The organism is Saccharicrinis fermentans DSM 9555 = JCM 21142, assembly GCF_000517085.1.
Lineage (GTDB): Bacteria > Bacteroidota > Bacteroidia > Bacteroidales > Marinilabiliaceae > Saccharicrinis > Saccharicrinis fermentans.
Genome location: NZ_KI912107.1, coordinates 3213511 through 3235788 on the forward strand (window position 1 = coordinate 3213511; position 22278 = coordinate 3235788).

Consider the following 22278-nt stretch of genomic DNA (forward strand, 5'->3'; position numbering starts at 1 on the left):
AGACTTACTTATGATTCGTTTCATCTCCAAAATTATTATTATTTTGACAAAAAAAACGGTTGTATTTGTTACAAAGCTAATAATTTTACTCAGTAAAAAAACACTATTTTAACAGCTCTCCTATTAACAAAAAAATGTTTTACTTTTTATGTTTTTTTAGTAACATTTATGCATATCATACGTTAAACAATACACCCTACCCGATGCATAGCGAAAATAAATCAAGCTTACTTCTTAATTGTTATTTCATGAAATGGAGAGATCTTAAAATTAGAAACAAAGTTGGAACTGGATTTGGTATTATCATCTTAATGACGATTGTTTCCAGCACAATATTACTTATAAACCTGCTAAAGGTGGACAAGGAGATTAAATCATTGTCCAACCAATACATTCCTTCGGTGAACGAATCATCAAAAATGGATCACTATTGGGAGCGGGCCAACGGAAATATGAATGCCTTTGATTTATCGGGCAATTCTCACTACAATAGTATGGCTGATCAACAACTGGAAAGCTATATGCAGGCCTTGGAAAAACTGATTTTAATGTCTGACACCACCAACAACAAACTCGCGTCCAGAGGCATTAATTTAGTCACACTTCAAGAATTTGCCAACTCCTTTAAAAAGATTAAAAAAGAATTTGTACAAAAAGAAACAGAACAGGGGGAACAAATCAATAAGTTAAATGGTCTTTTTGCAAGCTTGAACGAACTTACTAAAAAGTCAAGCGGCTCTTTTGCCACACAAAAAGCACTTGCTGCTGCCAACCAACTTCAGGTAAATTTGCTACAATGCATACATTCCAAAAATGTTCTTCTATTATCCGACGTACAAAATAGCCTTGATCAGCTCGCACAAATACGAGGAGTAAGACGAGAGATAAAAGAAATTATTGACCAGATCCAAACTTCAGCCACAGACTTCATCCCCCACTACAGTTTAACCAGAAGGCTTGAACTTAAAAAATACCAGATGGCCCAACAATTGATGTGGGAAGTTAGAAAATCATCAGAGCTAGGACTCGACTATTTATTGGAGATGGGTGAAGACAGTGCACATATTGTTACTCAGGAAAAGCAAATCCTCATTATCTCCATCATCCTGATTCTTGTTTTTGGAATAAGTCTCAGCTACCTATTGGCCTCATCCATCAGCAAACCACTTGTTAAAGGTATCGCCATGGCTGAACAAGCGGCCAAAGGCGATTTAAATGTTTCTTTTGCGGCCAACAGCAAAGATGAAGTTGGACGCCTATCTACAGCCTTGAACATCATGGTAGGCAATATAAAAAATGTAGTGAACGAAATAAGCGCTGGCGCCAATAAGATGGTATATGCCAGCGAAAGGCTTAGTAAAGAATCGATGGAACTAAGTGAAGGAGCCAGTGAGCAAGCATCGGCAGCAGAAGAAGTTTCATCCTCTATGGAAGAAATGTACGCGAACATCCAGCAAAACACCGAAAATTCTAAAGAAACAGAACGAATTGCTGTGCAGGCAGTGGAAGGGATGAAAATCAGCAACACCAGTTCTGAAGAAGCCAAACAACATTTAGATACCATTACCGAAAAAATATCCATCATCGGTGACATTGCTTTCCAAACCAATATTTTGGCTTTAAATGCCGCTGTTGAGGCAGCTCGCGCAGGACAAGAAGGTAGAGGATTTGCTGTAGTTGCAGCAGAAGTACGTAAATTGGCCGAAAGAAGCCAACAAGCAGCCAACGAAATCAATGCCTCTTCTCAAAACACCATCAACAGCTCCAAAGAAGCCAATGATAACTTAAAACAAATTACTCCTGAAATAGAGAAAACAGCCATGTTGGTACAGGAGATCACCAGCGCATCACTGGAGCAGGTATCAGGCGTGGAACAAATCAACAATGCCGTACAACAATTAAATCAAGTAACACAGCGCAATGCTTCCAATTCAGATGAGATCAGCTCTGCTGCCCATGAACTGGAAGAACTTTCAATGATGCTAAAAAAATCCATCTCTGTTTTCAATGTTGATGACCAAAACACAGTCAACACCAACCAAAATGCGCAACCGAAAACAACAAACAAACAAAATCACATCAACAAAAAACAAAAAACTTCAGGTGGTATTTCTGCTAATAAACCAATCATCGACTTAGGGAAAGACATAGACGGTGATGATTACGAGAAATTCTAACACATCACTACTTAATACAAAAGGATGGTATCTTTATCAACAAACAGCGAACCAAGATACCATCCTTTTTTTCTTGACCTATTTTTTCTTCTTTACCTCAGGGTAAGAAACCCGGGCATGATATATATTTTTTAGTTTTTTCTTAAACACAGATTTTGCCGTAGTGATTTCCCTAAAAGTAATGGGCGCATTAAAAAACTGACCTTCTTTTATCTGAGCATTCACAATATTCTCCACTAATTTATCTATCGCCTCATCCGTATAATTCTTTAAACTCCTACTGGCCGCCTCTATTGAATCAGCCATCATTAATATGGCGGTTTCCTTGGTAAAAGGCGTTGGGCCAGGATAAGTAAAGTTCTTTTCCTCCGGTTTTTTATCCGGATGCTCATTAATAAATGAATTATAAAAATACCTTGTTTTCGTAGTGCCCTGATGTGTAGCAATAAAGTCTATAATTTTTTGTGGCAATTTATGCTTCCGAGCAATTTTAACACCTCCCTCAATATGGTCAATCACTAATTTTGCACTCTGTTCATAATCCATATTATCATGCGGATTGATACCCGAAGTTTGATTCTCAGTAAAATACAATGGAGTGGCTGTTTTTCCAATATCATGATACATAGCTCCAGCCCTTACCAAAAGAGGGTTCGCATCAATCTCATAAGCTACCTCTTGTGCCAAATTACCCACCTGTATGGAATGCTGAAAAGTACCCGGAGCATTTTCTGCCAACTTACGAAGCAATGGATGATTCGTATCTGACAACTCTACCAACGTTACATCCGAAAGAAAGCCAAAAAGCTTTTCGAAAATATAAATCAATGGATACACAATAAAAATCAATATTCCATTGATTCCAAAATACATAAAATACCTATAATTAATAGTTTGAATATTCCCTTCCCTTATCAGATGCAGTCCTGTATAAAAAACACTGTAGGTAAGAAATATAAAAATAGCAGAACGAACAATCTGAGCCCTTCTGGCCATCTTATACAAACTAAAGATAGCCGCAATACCTCCAGGAATTTGCAAGAAAAGAAATTCAAAACTATTATCACTAAAAAAAGAAGCCAATACCATGGCCACAACGAACATAAAGAAACCAAGTCGTGAATCCATAAAAGTTCTCACAATCAGTGGTAATATGGTAAAGGGAATAACCCAAATAGGGACATCAGCAATACGATAAGAAATAAATGCCATCATAATCACCGTACATAACATCAACAATAAAAAAGTCACATACTTAAGATTTAAGAACACATCTTTTCTATAAAAATAGAGAAATAGAAACAAACCGGTCATAAACATAAGTGTAATCAACACATGCCCAGCCCAAATCTGGTTATATTGCGACAAAGTTCCTACCCGGGATTCATATTCTCGTTTATACGAGTCCAATTTTTTAATACCATTCTCATCAATGATTTCCCCCTTGTCAATAACACGCTGCCCACCTAAAACAATACCATTTGTAAGTGCCATATTTTTAAGTACTCTATCCCGCTCTTTCACAGTTCTTTCCTCGTCAAGCACAATATTCGTGATCAAAAATTCATTGAGCTGCAGTTCCGAAATAAAATTCTCAACACCCGTAAAGTCATTGGTAGCAAAAGCCAATCCCTTGGCCACCTCTTTAATTATAAACTGGTATGATGATCTTAAAGTCAGAAACTCATTAGCCATAAAAGGTTCTGCCAGATTCTCCTTCACCACCATTAGCTCCAGCTTTTCTTTTCTTGAAGCATACTCTTCAGGAATCGCAATAATACCTTTATCATACACCTGCCACAAAACAGTATCAACCAATTCCTTCACCAATCTTGTATTTTCTTTATTACGGACTTTACGTTTTAAAAACTTATACTTCTTGATGTAATCCGGTAATTTTTTTTCAAAGGTTAGATGAAAATTTTGTGCTACTTTTTTTACAGCAGTACTATCATACAAAAAATACGGCCTAAAATTTTTAAGTATACTATCGCGCTCCACATCCAATTCTTGGCTGGTCTTAAAAATTCGAAAATCAAATGGGGCAATTAACACTTCATAGCGCCACGGTTCGCCTTTACTATATTCATATCTAAACTTTCGTTCCCGAGGCATCAAGTTGGCAATAATAAGTACAGCTGCCAAAAACAACAATATTCTATAGGATGCTTGAGAATATTTTTTTAACCGTTGAAGAAACTCTTTCATAAATACTAAATGACTTAAATAATACAACAACAAATATGCGTAAAATCAGTCACATAATCAGGCCTTCATGATGGTATAATGATATTTTTACACAAGGCTCAATTTTGTTTAGGCATATTTTGGTATATTCGCAGCACTAAAATTTAAGGTATATGAACGGTTCTATCAGCGTATATAGTTTTATTCCAGTAAGGAAAGAACCATCAGAAGCATCGGAACTTGTTACACAAATTCTTTTTGGAGAAACCTTTGTGGTTCTTGAAAAAGACAAAAAGTGGGCAAGAATCAAGATGGATTTTGATGGTTATGAGGGCTGGATTGATGCTAAACTAATTTTTTCAATGGCCGAAACAGAATATGAGCTTTGGAAAAATACCGATGCATGGATGGTTTCTACACCAAAAATAAACATCGTAAAAGACGGTTCTGGTACCACTATTACCATACCTGCCGGCAGTCGCATTGTTTTTAATGGCCACGATAGAAATAGTTTTTCCATTGGAAAAAATGACTATTTTATCTCCGGTCAAATCCCATCCCACAAAGAGTTAGGCATTAGAGAAGTAGCTACCTCTCTACTACACACCCCTTACCTATGGGGAGGAAGATCATACTTTGGCATTGACTGCTCAGGGCTTTCCCAAATAGTTTTTAAAATTAACGGAACCCGTATTCCCAGAGATGCTTATCAACAAATGGAGCTAGGTACCAATGTAAGTTTTGTGGAAGAAGCCAGAATTGGTGACCTCGCCTTTTTCGACAATGAGGATGGACATATTGTTCATGTAGGAATCTGTTTGGGCTCCGGCAAAATCATCCATGCCCATGGCGAAGTAAGAGTGGATTCTTTGGATCACCAAGGTATCTTTAACCATGACACCAATAAGTACTCTCATAAATTAAGAGTCATCAAACGAATCATACCAGCTTAAAACTATGCGTTTCACCTATAAATACCCCCGCCCAGCTGTAACTGTAGATGTCATCCTAATCACCAAAGGTAAGCAGCCACAAATACTCCTCATCGAGAGAAAGCATGAACCTTACGAAGGGTGCTGGGCTTTTCCCGGAGGATTTTTAGATATGGATGAAGACCTGGAAACAGCCGCCTTGCGTGAACTGCAAGAAGAAACACATATACAAAACATCCAAATAAAACAATTTAAAAGTTACGGTGGAGTTCAGCGCGACCCAAGGGGCAGAACAATATCTGTGGTTTTTTATGCTTTTATAGAGGATGTGCTAATGGTTCAACCTGGAGACGATGCCAGCAAGGCGAAATGGTTTTCATTGGAAAAAATACCAACACTGGCATTTGACCACTCACTCATATTAAATGAGTTTAAGGAAACTTTCCTATCCTAATGCATGGCTTTTCAAAATAAAAATTAGCTAGGTATAATTTACTCCTGCTGTATAACCACAACTACGGGGCACATTATCGTTTTATGGCCTAGTTTTATTTACATTCTTGATAAATCAAATCAACGCATTTCAAATAATTCTTGATGAAATTTTGCTTTAAATCCATTTGTTTTAAAGTCTTTTTTTATTGATTTCCCCATTTTCGAAGGACCACAAAACCAAACACTGGCAGACACCCAATCTGAAATAGTATTTCGGATATGTTCTCCTGAAATTAAAGCAGATTTGGAGGCTTCAAACAAATGTAGATTGATGTTAGCTGCTGTTGCGAGTTGCTGTAATTGTCCCTCTAAAGTAGCATCTAATTTATATGCTGCGTAGAAAAAATCAATTTTTTGCATATTACTCAGTTGTCCCAAGCCTTCCATTCGTGCCAAAAACGGAGTAATACCAACACCACCACCTATCCATATTTGACTTTCTTTGTTATCGTTAAACGTAAAATTACCATAAGGACCTTCAACAACTATCGAATCGCCGATTTTTAATTTATTAGCCAATGTATTGGTATAATCACCAAGAGCCTTAATCGTAAAACTTATATTTGGGGTGTTTCTATCCCAAGCCGAACTTATGGTAAAAGGATGGGATGGTTCTCTCTTTTCTAATTTTAAAAATGCAAATTGCCCCGCATTATGTCCTTTCCACTTATCGCTTCTTACTATTAATTCAAACATATTCATATCGGAATAAGACTTGATAGATTGAATGAATCCCTCCGTTTTTTGTTTTTTACCCACTTGTCCCAAAAGTACTATAACCGAAGAAACGGTTCCTAGTACCATTAAAATTGCCATAGTAATACCAATAGGCTCCGTCCAATACTCAATATACATTAAGGCAAAAGAATGAAAAACCAACGCCAAATAAATTACCGCCATCACAATATGCGTTTTCGCAAATATGTGATAAGGTATTTTCTTTAGCAATGCCATAATAAGAAATAGGACCGTTAAATAGAAAGCATACTCCCCTACTTGGTGAGCCGAAACCTCAAGAGTTTCTAAAAGCTGCTCGAATGCGGAGGGTTCAGTATCAGAAACAGTGGCACCTGAGATAGCATCTAAAGTTATGAGATTATCTAAACGCAACCACCAATCCGGCAACTTTGCTACCAACCAATGCATAATGGAAAACGAAAAAGCAATAATACCAAGCCATTTATGTAAGCGATAGATCTTATCAAGCCCATTCAAACGCTTTTCAAGCCACAGGTGACGCGTTGCCAATATCATTGAAAACGTCATCGCAGAAAAAGCAATAACTCCAGTAAATTGATCTAAACTTTTGGTAAATAAGTCGTAATCGAATGGAATATACAGTAAGGTATTTGTTAAAAACCAAATTATTGTGATGGAAATAAATAGTGCAGCAAGTGTTATTTTTATTCGTGTCATATTAGTTTGCTAATTTCCCAAGTGCCTTTTGTCATGAAAACTAATTAAAGTTCAATAATTACATCTTCTTTTGCCATACGTGCTTTTGGCAATTTACGATTGTAATCTTTTTTATCATCATGATAACCAATCGCTAAGGCAAAAGTACATTTGTAATCATCGCCTAATTCTTTGGCAAACTCCTCCCCAATCGCCTCTGCATCTACACCCTCCATTGGTGTGGAATCAATCTTTAAACGTGATAATGCGTGTAACACATTACCTAACGCAATGTAAGACTGTGCTTTTGTCCAGTTACTATTATTTCCGTTTTCATCGGCCGCCTTTTCAGCAAATTTGAATGCATTTGTTAGCATTTTGTCATATCCTTTTTGATTCATGCGGCCGGCCTTTACGCTCGCATCTAATCGTTTTTTGTAATCCTCTTTGTCAAAATGAACTTTATTGGCAAAAAGAATAATTTCTGAAGCATTGGTAGCGTGTGGTTGATTAAATTTATAACTTTCAAAAGTTTTGGCCAAACGTTGTTTTGCTTCATCACTTTTAATAACGATGAATTTCCAAGGTTGTGAATTAATAGAGGAAGGTGATAAACGCAACACTTCTTCGATGGTTGCTAAATTCTCGGGCGAAACACGTTTTGTTTTATCATAAGCCTTTGCTGTATAGCGTTGGTTTAGGTCTTCTATGATTTGATGATCCAGAGAAATCGTTGATGATTCTTCTTTTTCTTTTGAAGTACAAGCACTTAAGACTCCCACGATAGTTGCTATAATTAAAATCCCTTTTTTCATTTCTGTAAATAATTAATGTTAAACTATAATTTTTATAGTGCCAAAAATATATACAGTTTTCAAATTACACAATAACAGTCAAAAAGGATAGTATGATTTTCTGTTGTTACTATATTGGTTATATGCATGCGTATAAGTACGCGCAGCCGAGTAAACAAAGGGAGTTTCACACTAAGCCTCTCACAGAACCCTACATATTAACACCCCGTCATGCGGCTATTATTATATTATTGATACAAATTTTAACAAGGTGAACCAGAGATTGCTAATTCAGATCAAGGGGCGCAATTTACCTGAAAAAATGAATTAACGCACTAAAATTCAAGGTGATTAAAACAGCGTGAATAATAAAAAAGAGCCTTGAATAATATATACATAGAACACTTATAAAGAACCGTAAAAAGAGATGACGTATATTTGAATTCCACAAACGATTAATAGAGATAATAGACTTCCCACTTCTTCAATTCGGGTGTAGCCAAAATACGCAATAAATCTTGTATTAATCAGCAGGAAAAAGCGTCCATCTTAACTAGTCTTTGCAAGAAAACTCCAAATACTGCGTTATTCTCATTTTTGAAACAGTCATTTACAATCAGTAAACTCCTTGGTTTCAAAAATATCGAAAGCCTTGTCTTTGAAGCTTTCTTATCAAAGACAGAAAAAACAGTCGTTTCCTTGCAGCCACTAACTAAGATAGACGCTACTTTTATTATTCTGTTATTTGGCGTATACCAAGTCGTGCACCTCTGCCTTCTTGCTCGGCTCTTATGTAATCAATTTCTGCATAAACCTGACCTTTACCATAATAGGCGATAGGGTTTGGCGTAACAAAGAAATCGCGTAGTTTTTCGGTATGCCAGGTTTTTCCTCTATCCGTGCTATATATGTAATTATACCAAGGGCCATCGTGATTCATGGCGTGAATATAATCGCCATGCACTGCTACATAGGTATACATTTTTATGCCCTTTGGTAGTTTTATTATTTCGTTGGTTTTTATAAATTTAATATGTGTTTTGTAATCCGATTGTTCTTTTGTGAAACTTACATACAGTTGCTTTTTGCAAGTGCTAATATTAACAGATAGCTTTTGTTTACACCCTTTAGGGTATATATCCTTAGCTAAAATTTCTTCTTCCCCGGTAATAAAATCATATTTCATATAGTTGTTATTGTGCAAATACTCCACTTCTGTTTCTGAAACCAATCTCGATATATTTATATAATAATCAGGACTATACTTAAAATCATGCCAAGTCACACCACCATCATAAGTGTACTTATTTTCTGAGATTCGATTGTAGAAACTAAAAAAACTAGCTACACCTACCTTTTTATTTATAAAAAATAGGTTATCTATATTTATCTTATCATAATTACTTACGATTTTCCACTTTTTAAAATCAGCATCAGCCTTCACCAAATAAGATGACCAATTTTTATCACCAGTAGCAACCGTAATATAATAAGTGCTATCAATAAATACAACGCGCTCACAAACCCCTTTACCCAATATTGTCTTTTTAAAGTTATCGCCACCATCAGAGGATGTAAATACAATGGCATCGCAACCAGGATCAGGTTCGTAATCCATAGATTGTGGTTCGTTACTACCCACTAAAATAAATTGCTGCTCGCTAACTGGCAATATTTTTTTTATATCGTAATTACTTAATGCCGCAAAATAAGTATCATGTTTGGTTTCACCCGGCATATCGATAAAATCTATTTCTTTCCAGTTCATATTTATTAATTGTCGTTTACAATTAAATAGTAGCAGGGCTATTAATATTGTAATTATTACTAAAAAAAACTTCTTCATTTGTTATTATGTTCCTATAAGCTAAACTGTTCCCAGTGCGATTTTAATTCATTTAGTTTTTCATTTAATAACTTTTGGGAGTCTGTAATAATGCGTGTTGCATTAGGATGATCCTTTTTTAGTTTTTCCCAAGTAGCTTCAGTTATTTGCCAAGTTTCTAACTCATTGGGAATTATTTCGCAAGCCATAATCCATGCTTGCTCCCACGTATCCCATGCTGTCCACTCTTTTAATTCAGGTGTAGCCAAAATACGCAATAAATCTTGTACTAATCTGCAGAAAAAAGCGTCCATCTTAACTAGTCTTTGCAAGAAAACTCCAAATACTACGTTATTCTCATTTTTGAAACAGTCATTTACAATCAGTAAACTCCTTGGTTTCAAAAATATCGAAAGCCTTGTCTTTGAAGCTTTCTTATCAAAGACAGAAAAAACAGTCGTTTTCTTGCAGCCACAAACTAAGATAGACGCTACTTTTATTATTCTGTTATTTGGCGTATACCAAGTCGTGCACCTCTGCCTTCTTGCTCGGCTCTTATGTAATCAATTTCTGCATAAACCTGACCTTTACCATAATAGGCGATAGGGTTTGGTGTAACAAAGAAATCGCGTAGTTTTTCGGTATGCCAGGTTTTTCCTCTATCCTTGCTATATATGTAATTATACCAAGGGCCATCATGATTCATGGCGTGAATATAATCGCCATGCACTGCTACATCGGTATACATTTTTATGCCCTTTGGTAGTTTTATTATTTCGTTGGTTTTTATAAATTTAATATGTGTTTTATAATCCGATTGTTCTTTTGTGAAACTTACATATAGTTGTTTTTTGCAAGTGCTAATATTAACAGATAGCTTTTGTTTACACCCTTTAGGGTATATATCCTTAGCTAAAATTTCTTCTTCCCCGGTAATAAAATCATATTTCATATAGTTGTTATTGTGCAAATACTCCACTTCTGTTGCTGAAATCAATCTCGATATATTTATATAATAATCAGGATAATGCTTAAATAAATGCCAAGTTACACCGCCATCATAGGTGTATTTATTTATAGGTTTTTCTGTGTCATTATCAAAGAAACAAGCAACACCTATTTCTTTACTAAAGAAATCAATTTTATAAATATTATTATTATCGTAAGCACCTACTACTTCCCACTTATTAAAGTCGGCATCGGCCTTCACTAAATAAGACGACCATCCTTTATCACCCGTAGCAACTTTAATATAATAGGTGCTATCAATATATATAACACCCTTACAAACCCCTTTACCCAATATTGTCTTTTTAAAGTTATCGCCACCATCAGAGGATGTAAATACGATGGCATCGCATTTCTTTGTCACATCAGCTCTCCTGGTTTGAGGGCCATTACTACCCACTAAAATAAATTTCTGCTCGCTAACTGGCAATATTTTTTTTATATCGTAATTACTTAATGCCGCAAAATAAGTATCATGTTTGGTTTCACCCGGTATATCAATAAAATCTATTTCTTTCCAGTTCATATTTATTAATTGTCGTTTACAATTAAATAGTAGCAGGGCTATTAATATTGTAATTATTACTAAAAAAAACTTCTTCATTTGTTATTATGTTCCTATAAGCTAAACTGTTCCCAGTGCGATTTTAATTCATTTAGTTTTTCATTTAATAACTTTTGGGAGTCTGTAATAATGCGTGTTGCATTAGGATAATCCTTTTTTAGTTTTTCCCAAGTAGCTTCAGTTATTTGCCAAGTTTCTAACTTATTGGGAATTATTTCGCAAGCCATAATCCATGCTTGCTCCCACGTATCCCATGCTGTCCACTCTTTTAATTCAGGTGTAGCCAAAATACGCAATAAATCTTGTGCTAATCAGCAGAAAAAAGCGTCCATCTTAACTAGTCTTTGCAAGAAAACTCCAAATACTGCGTTATTCTCATTTTTGAAACAGTCATTTACAATCAGTAAACTCCTTGGTTTCAAAAATATCGAAAGCCTTGTCTTTGAAGCTTTCTTATCAAAGACAGAAAAAACAGTCGTTTTCTTGCAGCCACTAACTAAGATAGACGCTACTTTTATTATTCTGTTATTTGGCGTATACCAAGCCGTGCACCTCTGCCTTCTTGCTCGGCTCTTATATACCCTATTTCTGCATAAACCTGACCTTTACCATAATAGGCTATAGGGTTTGGTGTAACAAAGAAATCGCGTAGTTTTTCGGTGTGCCAGGTTTTTCCTCTATCCGTGCTATATATGTAATTATACCAAGGGCCATCATGATTCATGGCGTGAATATAATCGCCATGCACTGCTACATCGGTATACATTTTTATGCCCTTTGGTAGTTTTATTATTTCGTTGGTTTTTATAAATTTAATATGTGTTTTATAATCCGATTGTTCTTTTGTGAAACTTACATACAGTTGTTTTTTGCAAGTGCTAATATTAACAGATAGCTTTTGTTTACACCCTTTAGGGTATATATCCTTAGCTAAAATTTCTTCTTCCCCGGTAATAAAATCATATTTCATATAGTTGTTATTGTGCAAATATTCTACTTCTGTTGCTGAAATCAATCTCGATATATTTATATAATAATCAGGATAATGCTTAAATAAATGCCAAGTTACACCGCCATCATAGGTGTATTTATTTATAGGTTTTTCTGTGTCATTATCAAAAAAACAAGCAACACCTATTTCTTTACTAAAGAAATCAATTTTATAAATATTATTATTATCGTAAGCACCTACTACTTCCCACTTATTAAAGTCGGCATCGGCCTTCACTAAATAAGACGACCATCCTTTATCACCCGTAGCAACTTTAATATAATAGGTGCTATCAATATATATAACACCCTTACAAACCCCTTTACCCAATATTGTTTTTTTTAAATTATCGCCACCATCAGAGGATGTAAATACGATGGCATCGCAACCAGGATCAGGTTCGTAATCCATAGATTGTGGTTCGTTACTACCCACTAAAATAAATTGTTTGTCGCTTACAGGCAATATTTTTTTTATATCGTAGTTACTTAATGCTGAGGCAAAGCCCATATATGGAGTTTCACCTGGTATATCGATAAAATCTATTTCTTTCCAATTCATATTTATTAATTGTCGTTTACAATTAAATAGTAACAAGGCTATTAATATTGTAATTATTACTAAAAAAAACTTCTTCATTTGTTATTATGTTCTTATAAGCTAAACTGTTCCCAATGCGATTTTAATTCATTTAGTTTTTCATTTAATAACTTTTGGCGGTCTGTAATAATGCGTGTTGCATTAGGATAATCCTTTTTTAGTTTTTCCCAAGTAGCTTCTGTTATTTGCCAAGTTTTTAACTCATTGGGAATTATTTCGCAAGCCATAATCCATGCTTGCTCCCATGTATCCCATTCTCCCCACTCCTTTAATTCGGGAGTAGATAAAATACGCAACAAATCTTGCATAGGTAACTTTTGCATAGTAAGTGGATCATAAGCATCGGGGTGGGTAGCAAAAGCAAAACTCCTAAACTTATCGTTATTCAATTCAATATCGGTATAAAAGAGCTTAATATTAGCTTCCTCATCCAGCCCATTTTTTTTATTAAAATTATGATTATACTTAGATACATAAGCCTTGTCAACTACGCCTAATTCCATATACTTTTGCAGATACTTGAGGGTTTTATGTAACCACTCTTGCCCTGCGGGAGTTAATTCGGGTTTTAGCTTACTAAACTTGGTACAGTATTTATGCCCATAGCTTTGTGTTGGGTCGGGTTTTTTCTTGCCATCGGCACGCTCATATATGGGTAACTTTGTATCGTCAACCAATTCTTTTAGGTCTTCTGTATCTATTTCCTCATCGACATTTACCAATACACCATAGTAATAGTCGGGTGGTGTATGCTCGCAATCAGGGTGGCGCTCTATAAAGTTCTCAAATCTATTAAAATAGTATTCTATTTTACCAATTGCAATAGGGGGAGGGGTTAAATCGCATTCGATTAACATAACTAAACCAGGTGTTTCTGCGTAGTTACTTTCGTTTCCAACTTCATATACTCTTGCCATTATTTGCGTTGTTTTAGGGTTTTGAGAGGTAATTTTATTATATCATCACTTACTGAAATATTTTCTAATAGGTCGTTTTCAAGGTAAGTCCCTTCGTATTCGTAATCAATTTTATCATCGCCAAGATTTATGCTTATGCGCTTACCCACCAAACCAGTGGTATTAATCACCAAGGTTATATTTTGATTTTTCTTCGGATTCGAAATATCATTACCATCTTCGTCAATAAACTTACATGAAATAACTTTTCCTTCCTCCACAATCTCCTCACCTACTGGTCCTGACCCAAATGCATTACTACTAGGCGTAATATCAGTAATCTTCCACACTTTTTGGTGTTCTTCGTTTCGATTACGGGTAATAGCAGGCGATAGACGTACATTCATTTTCATGGCAGTGCTACTTGTTGAGGTCATTTGTTCGCCAATACGAATACAGAAACAGTCCCAAAATTCAATTTTAAAGGCTTGGTCGCCATCTCCATCGTAAAATACCAATTTGCCTTGGCGCATTTGGTTGCTGAGTAGCCACTCGTATAAATAGTCATCATTCTCCGAACTATCAAGCTCTAAACTAAATATGCCACCTATTTTATTATAGCTCGTACGGGCAGTCATGTTTTGAACCGGGCGCAGGTACTTATCGTAGTTGTGGGTGTAGTTGGGCACGATGCCATAATCAAGACCGGCATCGTGTCGTGCTTTGGCAAGGGTGTTGTAGTAGCCTACTTTTTTGGTGTCGCTCTCGTTAAATTGACCTAAGCATAAGTCATTAAATACGAAAGGAGGTCCATAGAAGCCTGATTCAACTTGGCGCATCGTATCACGCTGCAATTGGTCGTCTAATCTACTCTTTTTAACTGATGGTAGTATATGTCCGTATGGATGTAAATCGTAGGCATCACTCATTTCATACGGGAAATTCTTTTGTAGGAATTTTAGGTAGTACTTTTTATCTACTTCAATGGGGCAAAAATACTCATAATGAAGACCTGTAAGCCAGCGTTCATAGCTGTTTACAACCAGTTTAATTTTATACATAGTTATTGGACAATGGATAAGAAAAATAAGTTGAGAATTTGGTTAATAATATTAATTATACTACAATTTTAACATAAATCATTGACTTAAACAAATCAAGTATTACTTATGTAAGTATCTAAGTGAGAATAATAAAAGAATTTGAATATCATTCGTATAATTAAATGTGTAACGTAAAATAGTATTAATATGAGTACTTTCTCTTTCATGAGGAAACGTTAAAAAAAGGGTAAATGGAGTATTAAAATGGAAGCTTCCAATAACGGCGCATAAACACAATGCCTGAATTCCATCATACGTTTAATCCTATGAAACTTAACAATTAAGCTTATTATTTCAAATTGACTTGGACCATGGTTGCTCAGAAACACAGGGTCGCTTCTTTCATGACGAATATAAATGCACGGGAGGCATGTTCATTTTTGAATCGATCTATTGAGGATACGAAAGGAGCATTAGCAATAGCTTCACACACAGGAAAATGATCAATATTGGTAAGTTCTATATGGTCATTAAAAATCAAATGCTAATCATATAAAAAACTATTTAAACACTGACTAAACAAAAGCAAACCAACTTTTATACCTGATCAGGAACAAGCATTTCATAAAAACCTATTCCCACGGCAGTGCCGATAGTACTTGCTATCATATCATTGACATCATTTACACAACTACCAAAGGCAAAAGGCGTAATTTCCTCCTGCATCAACAGACCCCAACAAATAATAGAGACCAGATAAACAAAAGAACGCCCCACCTTTTTATCACCCCAGCGCAGGCAAAGTGGTATTAAAGCAAGACACACCCCGAACGCGGCCAGAAAGTTAGGCAAAGAGCCTAAAAGCACTACAACTGCCTCGTTTGATCTAAACGACGGACGCAAAACATCTCTGTTTAAAAGATATAACAATTCCAACAAAAATAAAGTCACTACTATTCTAATGCTTACATTGTTTCGTTTAAAAAATGAGACTTCGGGGTACATTCTTATTCTGTTATATGAATTTTAACATTACCCAATGGAATGCATTAACAAGATAATGTATTCGTCAATACAGTTATTTCATCACAATACTTTCCTCCAGATAATCAATAGCCTCCGGGCCTTTGTTAAATATCAGGTCTATCACACTTAAATTGGGCGTAAAAGAAAAACGATCTTGAAAAACCTGTCTGTACTCCAAGACTTTAAACCCCCTATCCATCTCTGCATAATTCTTTTTAGGATGAATAAGCTCCCGATAGTCAACAACACGCTCTGCATTTGCGGCGACATATGCATCCGTTAATTTAACATTCAAAGGACAATCCAAAGCATCATAGATTACCTGAAGCAATTTTAGATTAAAATCAAATAAAAAACGATATTTCTGCTCATAAAAAGGCTTAAAATCATCCATATAGAACTCAAAAAAAGGAGATGAGCTATAAGCAGAAACAATAGAGCGCCAATGTAAAGCTTGCCATCGTTCATCATAGGAAATCTCCAGATCTTTGGTTTTCACCTTTAACCTTCGTCCCTTAGCAACAGGCACTGTTAAAGAAATCGCTCCATTAGCTCCCATAATATCACATCGATTTCTATATGTCTGCTTCACGTAATGATCATGGTGTTCCATCACTGGATTTTCAGCATAAAGCATATGAGCCAAGTACTGAACAGGAGGCAGGTAAGCTGTAGTAAACAAGGTACAAGTATTATTCATCTGCTTCGATCTCTTCTTGCTTTTTCTCTTTTTCAAATGGAATATCCCGGGCAATATTATCCTTTTTGCTATTCTTTTTCTGACGCATGGTCAAACCATAATAAAGCGCCCCCACTAAAGCTCCCAGAATAAAAGTTGTTATTAACAAAATAGCCAGGGATATATCTCCCTGCCAGGTAAGCACCCTAATATGTACCGGGTCGGCATTCTGAACTGAAAAAACAACAACCAAAACAGCCAATACCATCAATATCCAAAAAGACTTTTTCATATGTTTATAATTTATTTCTTAATGGTCATATGGAACTCGCCGTGATAATCATTCACCTGTGTGAGAGATCACTCTCATGGCTCGTTTCATATGTTTATAATTTTCTTTCAATGGCCATATGGAACACACCAGAATGAATCATCTTCTCGTGTGCAAATCCATTCCCATGGCACGTTTCATATTAGATCATAAAGCAACAAACTTGATTCATAGCTTGTCACAAACCTAACCAGGTCAATAGCAACCTGTCTTAGGTCTACAGAACAAAGACATATACGACAAACTATTCTACCTTTTTCAAAAATCGTTCTTTCCTAAGATATATCCAACCTTTTTTATGTATATCTCTTGACAAAAGAACACGGGTCACCTTTCCAATAATATGGTTTTCCGGTACAAAACCCCAAAAGCGGCTATCGAAAGAATGCGGTCGGTTATCCCCAATCACCCAATAATAATTCATTTTAAAAGTATATTCATCGGTTATTTTGCCATTGAGCCAAATCTTGCCATCTATTACTTGCAGTTCATTTTGCTCAAAAACGGTCATGACTCTACTGTAAAATGGCAAATTACTAAGCGTCAACTTTATGCTTGTCCCCTTTTTAGGTATATAAATAGGCCCCATATAATGCATATTCCAAAGCAGATGGCTATCAAAGGGAAATACCAAAGGATCGGGGAAATTCTTTAGCATATAATCAGGCTTCAGGCCTCCATACAAATCTCTCACACGATCATAATCTTGTTGTATGATTTCCCACGACAAACCTTTTTCGGTCGTTAATTCACTATAGGGCCTAACACCTTTGTCTTTCAGCGCCTGAACCACATCCTTATCTATGAGGTATCTTCCTATGGACTCTTGAGGAAAATCAATGTGCATACCATTGACATAACAATCACCATGATCTATAACAATCGAGTCGCCGGGAAGTCCATATAATCTTTTTACAAAACGAGGACGGCGCTTAACATCCAGATATTTCAGTTCTGTTTTATCCTTCAATTCAACACTCGCAGCACCGTATAGTCGTTTCAGGTAATAATAACTTTCAGTAGGCCTACTCTCCAACAAAGTATCCGCTTCAGGAAAATTAAAAATAATCACATCCCCATAAGAGAGCGGAGCACTGCCCTTACTTCTGCCATACGAATGTATATCATTGCAAGCATGCCTTGCTCCAGGAATTAATTTATTAACCAACAAAACGTCTCCCACTTGCAAAGTTTGATGCATAGAGGAAGTATGAAAAGTATAAATACCAATAAAATTACCTTGTACAAAAACAAGTACCCAAAGTGCAGCCAATAGGGCAACACTCCATTCAAAATAACAAAAATAAGGCTGCAACCTCTTTTGAAGATAGCACCAGACTAAATGGCCATAGGATTTTTTGCGCATCGAATCTCCTAAAATAACCATAGCCACAAACGGCAATAAACTTTGCGTCCACACTCCTAATAAAAAGAGTAGCGCAGCCACCACTAATTTAACCATCACTCTTAGGTACATTCCTATTTGATTATACAATTTACTACGATGCGTTTCAAGAGGCATAAAACAAAAAAGCAGGAGCGAATAACATTACCCCACCCCTGCTTTCAAGTATATTATTCGTTGCCTTATTCGTTCACCACCCATTTAAAAAAGCGGTCGAACCTTATTTTACCACCAAACCACGACTTATCCTTGTTCAAGGATAACCACACCAATATGGGACGTCCAACGATATGATCCTCGGGAACGAAGCCCCAATACCTGGAGTCAGCGGACTGATGGCGATTATCACCTATCATAAAATAGTAATCCATTTTAAAGGTATACTCATCCGTTTTTTCACCATTAATAAAGAACTCACCATTTTTAACCCTCAATTTATTTCCTTCATAAGCTGTGATCACACGATCATAGATTACCAGATTTTCCATGGTCAGTTTTACGGTATCTCCTTTTTTAGGAATATATAAGGGACCATAATTATCACGACTCCACATATAGTCTGTACTATAAGGCCAAACGCTGGGTGCCTGTGTAGAATCCACTTTTTCTTCATCCATGGCCATTTGTCGAATAAAAGGGTAAGTCTTCATTTTTTCAGCTTTTTCCTCCGTCAAAGGCAAACGATAATAAGGTCCCATACCCATATTACTCGCATCCTCAGCAGATATTTCAAGCTTATCTAAAAACCTACTATTGAGTTTTGTACCATCAGTCATGATGTTATACCAATGCTGTAATCCTGGAGGATTCACAGCTTTTTTGCCATTAATATAAACCTGATTATGACGAAACTCCAGTGTATCCCCGGCAATGGCAATACATCTCTTCACATAATTATCTCGTCTATCGACAGGTCTGTATATCACCTCGCCATAGTAATGCGGGTTTAACAGTATTTGTTGTTTTCCCAACTCACGTAATCTATTATTGATTTCCCATTGACTGGCATTCTCAAACCCTGCCATCACACTCTTATCACGATAGGCCACTTCCCATCCCTTTCTGCGCGACTCCACATAATAGTCTGGGTTTACATACTTCACAGGCACAGTATCCTGTGTAGGGAAATTAAAAACCACAATATCATTATTTTCAACTTTGCCCAAGCCTTTTAGGCGATGATAATCCCACTGTGGCCATTCCACATACGATTTAGTATTTAAAATAGGAATGGTATTTTGTAACAAGGGAAAAGACAGCGGTGTATTGGGAATACGAGGACCATAGCTCACCTTACTCACAAACAAATGATCCCCTACTAACAAGGATTTTTCAAGAGATGAAGTAGGTATTTTATAATTTTGAAACAAAAAGAGATTAATAAAATACACAGCCACCAAAGCAAAGATCAATGCATCTGCCCACTCCACAAAAGCACTTGGTTTTTTACCATCTTTGGTTCGTTTCCAAAAACTCCAAGGCACTTTTTTAGAAATATAAATATCGAATATAATCGGTAAACCAAGCAATAACCAATAGTTACCTACCCAGATTACCCATAAAAAATATACAAGAGCTGCTATGGAAAATCTAATCCACGTTACAACAGATTTTTTTGGCATAATAATTAAGTTTTAGTTAAAATTTAAGCATATCACCCATCCCCAGGAATCCTTTATTCTTTGCTGTGAATTCAGCAGCGAGTACAGCGCCCAAAGCAAATCCTTTGCGTGACTTAGCGCTATGGTGAATAATAATTTCATCCACTTCAGAATCATAAATAACAGTATGAATACCAGGCACTTCCTCTCTACGAAAGGCTTCAATTTGAATTTCATTATCTTTTGGAAATTGATCTTCAGTCCAACCTGTTTTACCATCCAATTGATCAATAATACCTTCGGCGAGGGTGATAGCAGTTCCACTGGGACTATCCTTTTTATGAATATGATGTGTTTCTTCCATAGATACTTCATAGCCTGACACACCATTCATCAATTGCGCTAATTTCTTATTGATCTCAAAAAAGACATTCACCCCTACACTGAAGTTAGAAGCATAAAAAAAAGTTTGTCCCTTATTTTCACATTGTTCCTTTATGTCGTTTAACTTATTAAGCCAACCGGTGGTACCAGACACAACCGGTTTATTTCGTTTAAAACACTCCATATAATTACCATAAGCCGCTGCGGGCATGGTAAACTCAATGGCTACATCGGCAGCAGCAAATCCTTCCCCATCGAAGGCATCTCCGCTCTGCATATCTATCCTGGCTGTAATGTTATGACCTCTTTCCTGAGCAATCTTTTCTATTTCCTTGCCCATTTTACCATAACCTATTAACGCAATATTCATAAAGTAGATGTTTATTTAAGAGATTTTTAAGCTGTACTACCCACTAAAAATCTTTTCAAATTATTTTTATAAGATAAGAACAAAGATAAGAGACTAACTAACATAAAGATGAGTTAACATCGGCTTTAACCAAATATTAACCTCTCCTAATCTCTCCATCTTTGATTGAATTCTCATATATATTAGTTTGGCAAATATAAAAAAGATAGTTATCAAAGCGCAAACAATAGCGTAAATTCACCCATAAGGCAAAAAAAAGGGCAAAGAAGCTATATACCTCTCTGCCCTTTTATAAAAGTTAAATCCTCTGTACTAATTAGCCATGGCTTTTTGCACAACTGCTTTAAAAGCATCTGGATGGTTAACAGCTAAGTCTGCAAGAACTTTTCTATTAATCTCAATATTTTGTTTGGTCATTGCACCCATCAATTTAGAATAAGAAACTCCTTCGATACGTGCAGCAGCGTTGATTCGTTGAATCCAAAGTGCTCTAAACTGACCTTTCTTTCTTTTTCTGTCGCGGTAAGCATATCCTAAACCTTTTTCATAGGTATTCTTAGCTACCGTCCACACATTTTTTCTACGTCCAAAGTTACCTTTGGTGGCTTTTAAAATCTTTTTTCTACGTGCTCTTGAAGCAACCGCATTTACTGATCTTGGCATTTTTACATGTTTTAGAATGACTAGCGTCCTGCTTACAGGATCTTTCAGCTAACTTCATTCGATTAATAATTTTTTACTTAAGGATGCTCCTTATTACTTCATGTTCAAACACAACTTGATATTACTCTCGTCGGCTGGATGAACTAAAGTTGCGTAAGTAAGATTTCTCTTTTGCTTTTTTGTCTTTTTAGTCAAAATATGACTTTTAAAGGCATGCTTTCTTTTAATCTTACCGCTTCCAGTGATCGTAAAACGCTTTTTCGCACTGGATTTCGTCTTCATCTTTGGCATTGTACTATTATTAAAATGTTTATATAATTGAAGCTTACTTCTTCACTTTTTTAGGTGAAAGGAAAATGATCATCCTTTTACCTTCAAGTTTAGGTAGCTGCTCAACCTTTCCAAATTCTTCCAGATCCTGAGCAAATCTCAACAATAAGATCTCACCTTTCTCTTTGAACAAAATAGAACGCCCTTTAAAAAACACATAGGCCTTTACTTTTGCTCCTTCTGAAAGAAATTTTTCAGCATGCTTCAGCTTAAAGTTATAATCATGATCATCGGTATTAGGTCCAAACCTAATTTCCTTTACAATCACTTTTACAGCTTTAGACTTCAGTTCTTTTTGCTTACGTTTTTGCTGATACAGAAATTTCTGATAATCAGTAATTCGACATACGGGAGGATCTGCTTTAGGAGAAATCTCCACCAAATCCAACCTATCAGCCATTTTTATGGCTTCAGATGTAGAATAAACCCCCGGTTCATCAACGTTTTCACCAACTAGTCTAACTTTTGGAATTCTTATTTCGTTATTTACACGAAAATTTGGTGTATCCTTCTGCGGCGGACCGCTGTTCCTTCTTCTATTAAGTGCTATTTTAAGATCCTCCTTTAATTTAATTAATATT

22 protein-coding genes are annotated in these 22278 nt (G+C 36.0%); 3 read left to right on the forward strand and 19 right to left on the reverse strand.

Going from position 1 to position 22278, the window contains the following annotated elements:
• The first annotated feature begins 248 nt into the window (after positions 1–248).
• A complete protein-coding gene (locus tag CYTFE_RS0113000; protein WP_027472146.1) occupies positions 249–2177 on the forward strand; it encodes a methyl-accepting chemotaxis protein in 1929 nt (642 codons plus the stop codon).
• Between the two features lie 78 nt (positions 2178–2255).
• On the opposite strand, the gene CYTFE_RS0113005 is transcribed toward CYTFE_RS0113000, so the two are convergent.
• Positions 2256–4385 (reverse strand): HD family phosphohydrolase, encoded by a 2130-nt coding sequence (locus tag CYTFE_RS0113005; protein WP_027472147.1) that lies wholly within the window; start codon positions 4383–4385, stop codon positions 2256–2258.
• Between the two features lie 152 nt (positions 4386–4537).
• On the opposite strand from CYTFE_RS0113005, the gene CYTFE_RS0113010 reads away from it, so the two are divergent.
• Positions 4538–5317 (forward strand): C40 family peptidase, encoded by a 780-nt coding sequence (locus tag CYTFE_RS0113010; protein ID WP_027472148.1) that lies wholly within the window; start codon positions 4538–4540, stop codon positions 5315–5317.
• A gap of 4 nt (positions 5318–5321) precedes the next feature.
• Entirely contained in the window at positions 5322–5750 is a 429-nt protein-coding gene (locus tag CYTFE_RS0113015; protein ID WP_027472149.1) for an NUDIX domain-containing protein, read from the forward strand.
• A 119-nt stretch (positions 5751–5869) separates the two neighbouring features.
• Here CYTFE_RS0113015 and CYTFE_RS0113020 read toward each other — a convergent pair whose 3' ends face one another.
• The 18 genes from CYTFE_RS0113020 to infC all read right to left on the reverse strand — a co-directional run bounded on the left by CYTFE_RS0113020 (position 5870) and on the right by infC (position 22277).
• The gene (locus CYTFE_RS0113020; protein ID WP_027472150.1) at positions 5870–7207 is read right to left on the reverse strand and encodes a ferredoxin reductase family protein; all 1338 of its coding nucleotides are present in this window, start codon (positions 7205–7207) and stop codon (positions 5870–5872) included.
• A 44-nt stretch (positions 7208–7251) separates the two neighbouring features.
• The gene (locus CYTFE_RS0113025) at positions 7252–8001 is read right to left on the reverse strand and encodes a nitroreductase family protein (protein WP_152541733.1); all 750 of its coding nucleotides are present in this window, start codon (positions 7999–8001) and stop codon (positions 7252–7254) included.
• Between the two features lie 712 nt (positions 8002–8713).
• Positions 8714–9748, reverse strand: a complete 1035-nt coding sequence (locus CYTFE_RS0113030; RefSeq protein WP_027472152.1) for a hypothetical protein — start codon at positions 9746–9748, stop codon at positions 8714–8716.
• A gap of 92 nt (positions 9749–9840) precedes the next feature.
• The gene (locus CYTFE_RS0113035; protein WP_027472153.1) at positions 9841–10119 is read right to left on the reverse strand and encodes a hypothetical protein; all 279 of its coding nucleotides are present in this window, start codon (positions 10117–10119) and stop codon (positions 9841–9843) included.
• A 185-nt stretch (positions 10120–10304) separates the two neighbouring features.
• Entirely contained in the window at positions 10305–11339 is a 1035-nt protein-coding gene (locus CYTFE_RS0113040) for a hypothetical protein (RefSeq protein WP_027472154.1), read from the reverse strand.
• A gap of 92 nt (positions 11340–11431) precedes the next feature.
• On the reverse strand, positions 11432–11665 hold the full coding sequence (locus CYTFE_RS0113045; protein WP_154665666.1) for a hypothetical protein: 234 nt from the start codon (positions 11663–11665) through the stop codon (positions 11432–11434).
• Between the two features lie 230 nt (positions 11666–11895).
• Positions 11896–12930, reverse strand: coding sequence for a hypothetical protein (locus CYTFE_RS0113050; protein WP_027472156.1), 1035 nt, complete (start codon positions 12928–12930; stop codon positions 11896–11898).
• Positions 12931–13022: 92 nt separating this feature from the next.
• Positions 13023–13886, reverse strand: a complete 864-nt coding sequence (locus CYTFE_RS0113055) for a hypothetical protein (protein WP_027472157.1) — start codon at positions 13884–13886, stop codon at positions 13023–13025.
• Positions 13886–14926: a type VI secretion system tube protein TssD gene (gene tssD, locus CYTFE_RS0113060; protein WP_027472158.1), complete on the reverse strand. Its 1041-nt coding sequence runs from the start codon at positions 14924–14926 to the stop codon at positions 13886–13888. The genes CYTFE_RS0113055 and tssD overlap by 1 nt, the downstream gene beginning before the upstream one ends.
• Before the next feature lie 579 nt (positions 14927–15505).
• Positions 15506–15913 carry a hypothetical protein gene (locus CYTFE_RS0113065; protein ID WP_044214068.1) on the reverse strand — a complete coding sequence of 136 codons (408 nt, stop codon included), beginning with the start codon at positions 15911–15913 and terminating at the stop codon, positions 15506–15508.
• Positions 15914–15986: 73 nt separating this feature from the next.
• The gene (locus CYTFE_RS0113070; RefSeq protein ID WP_027472160.1) at positions 15987–16634 is read right to left on the reverse strand and encodes a WbqC family protein; all 648 of its coding nucleotides are present in this window, start codon (positions 16632–16634) and stop codon (positions 15987–15989) included.
• On the reverse strand, positions 16627–16905 hold the full coding sequence (locus CYTFE_RS26400) for a LapA family protein (protein ID WP_044214067.1): 279 nt from the start codon (positions 16903–16905) through the stop codon (positions 16627–16629). The genes CYTFE_RS0113070 and CYTFE_RS26400 overlap by 8 nt, the downstream gene beginning before the upstream one ends.
• Before the next feature lie 283 nt (positions 16906–17188).
• Positions 17189–18421, reverse strand: a complete 1233-nt coding sequence (lepB, locus tag CYTFE_RS0113080; protein WP_044262799.1) for a signal peptidase I — start codon at positions 18419–18421, stop codon at positions 17189–17191.
• Between the two features lie 110 nt (positions 18422–18531).
• The gene (gene lepB / locus CYTFE_RS0113085; protein ID WP_027472162.1) at positions 18532–19971 is read right to left on the reverse strand and encodes a signal peptidase I; all 1440 of its coding nucleotides are present in this window, start codon (positions 19969–19971) and stop codon (positions 18532–18534) included.
• Positions 19972–19987: 16 nt separating this feature from the next.
• Positions 19988–20704: a 4-hydroxy-tetrahydrodipicolinate reductase gene (gene dapB / locus CYTFE_RS0113090; RefSeq protein ID WP_027472163.1), complete on the reverse strand. Its 717-nt coding sequence runs from the start codon at positions 20702–20704 to the stop codon at positions 19988–19990.
• A gap of 312 nt (positions 20705–21016) precedes the next feature.
• Positions 21017–21367 (reverse strand): 50S ribosomal protein L20, encoded by a 351-nt coding sequence (gene rplT, locus CYTFE_RS0113095; protein WP_027472164.1) that lies wholly within the window; start codon positions 21365–21367, stop codon positions 21017–21019.
• Between the two features lie 93 nt (positions 21368–21460).
• A complete protein-coding gene (rpmI, locus tag CYTFE_RS0113100; RefSeq protein WP_027472165.1) occupies positions 21461–21658 on the reverse strand; it encodes a 50S ribosomal protein L35 in 198 nt (65 codons plus the stop codon).
• A 34-nt stretch (positions 21659–21692) separates the two neighbouring features.
• Positions 21693–22277 carry a translation initiation factor IF-3 gene (infC, locus tag CYTFE_RS26405; protein ID WP_316929584.1) on the reverse strand — a complete coding sequence of 195 codons (585 nt, stop codon included), beginning with the start codon at positions 22275–22277 and terminating at the stop codon, positions 21693–21695.
• Position 22278 lies beyond the last annotated feature (1 nt).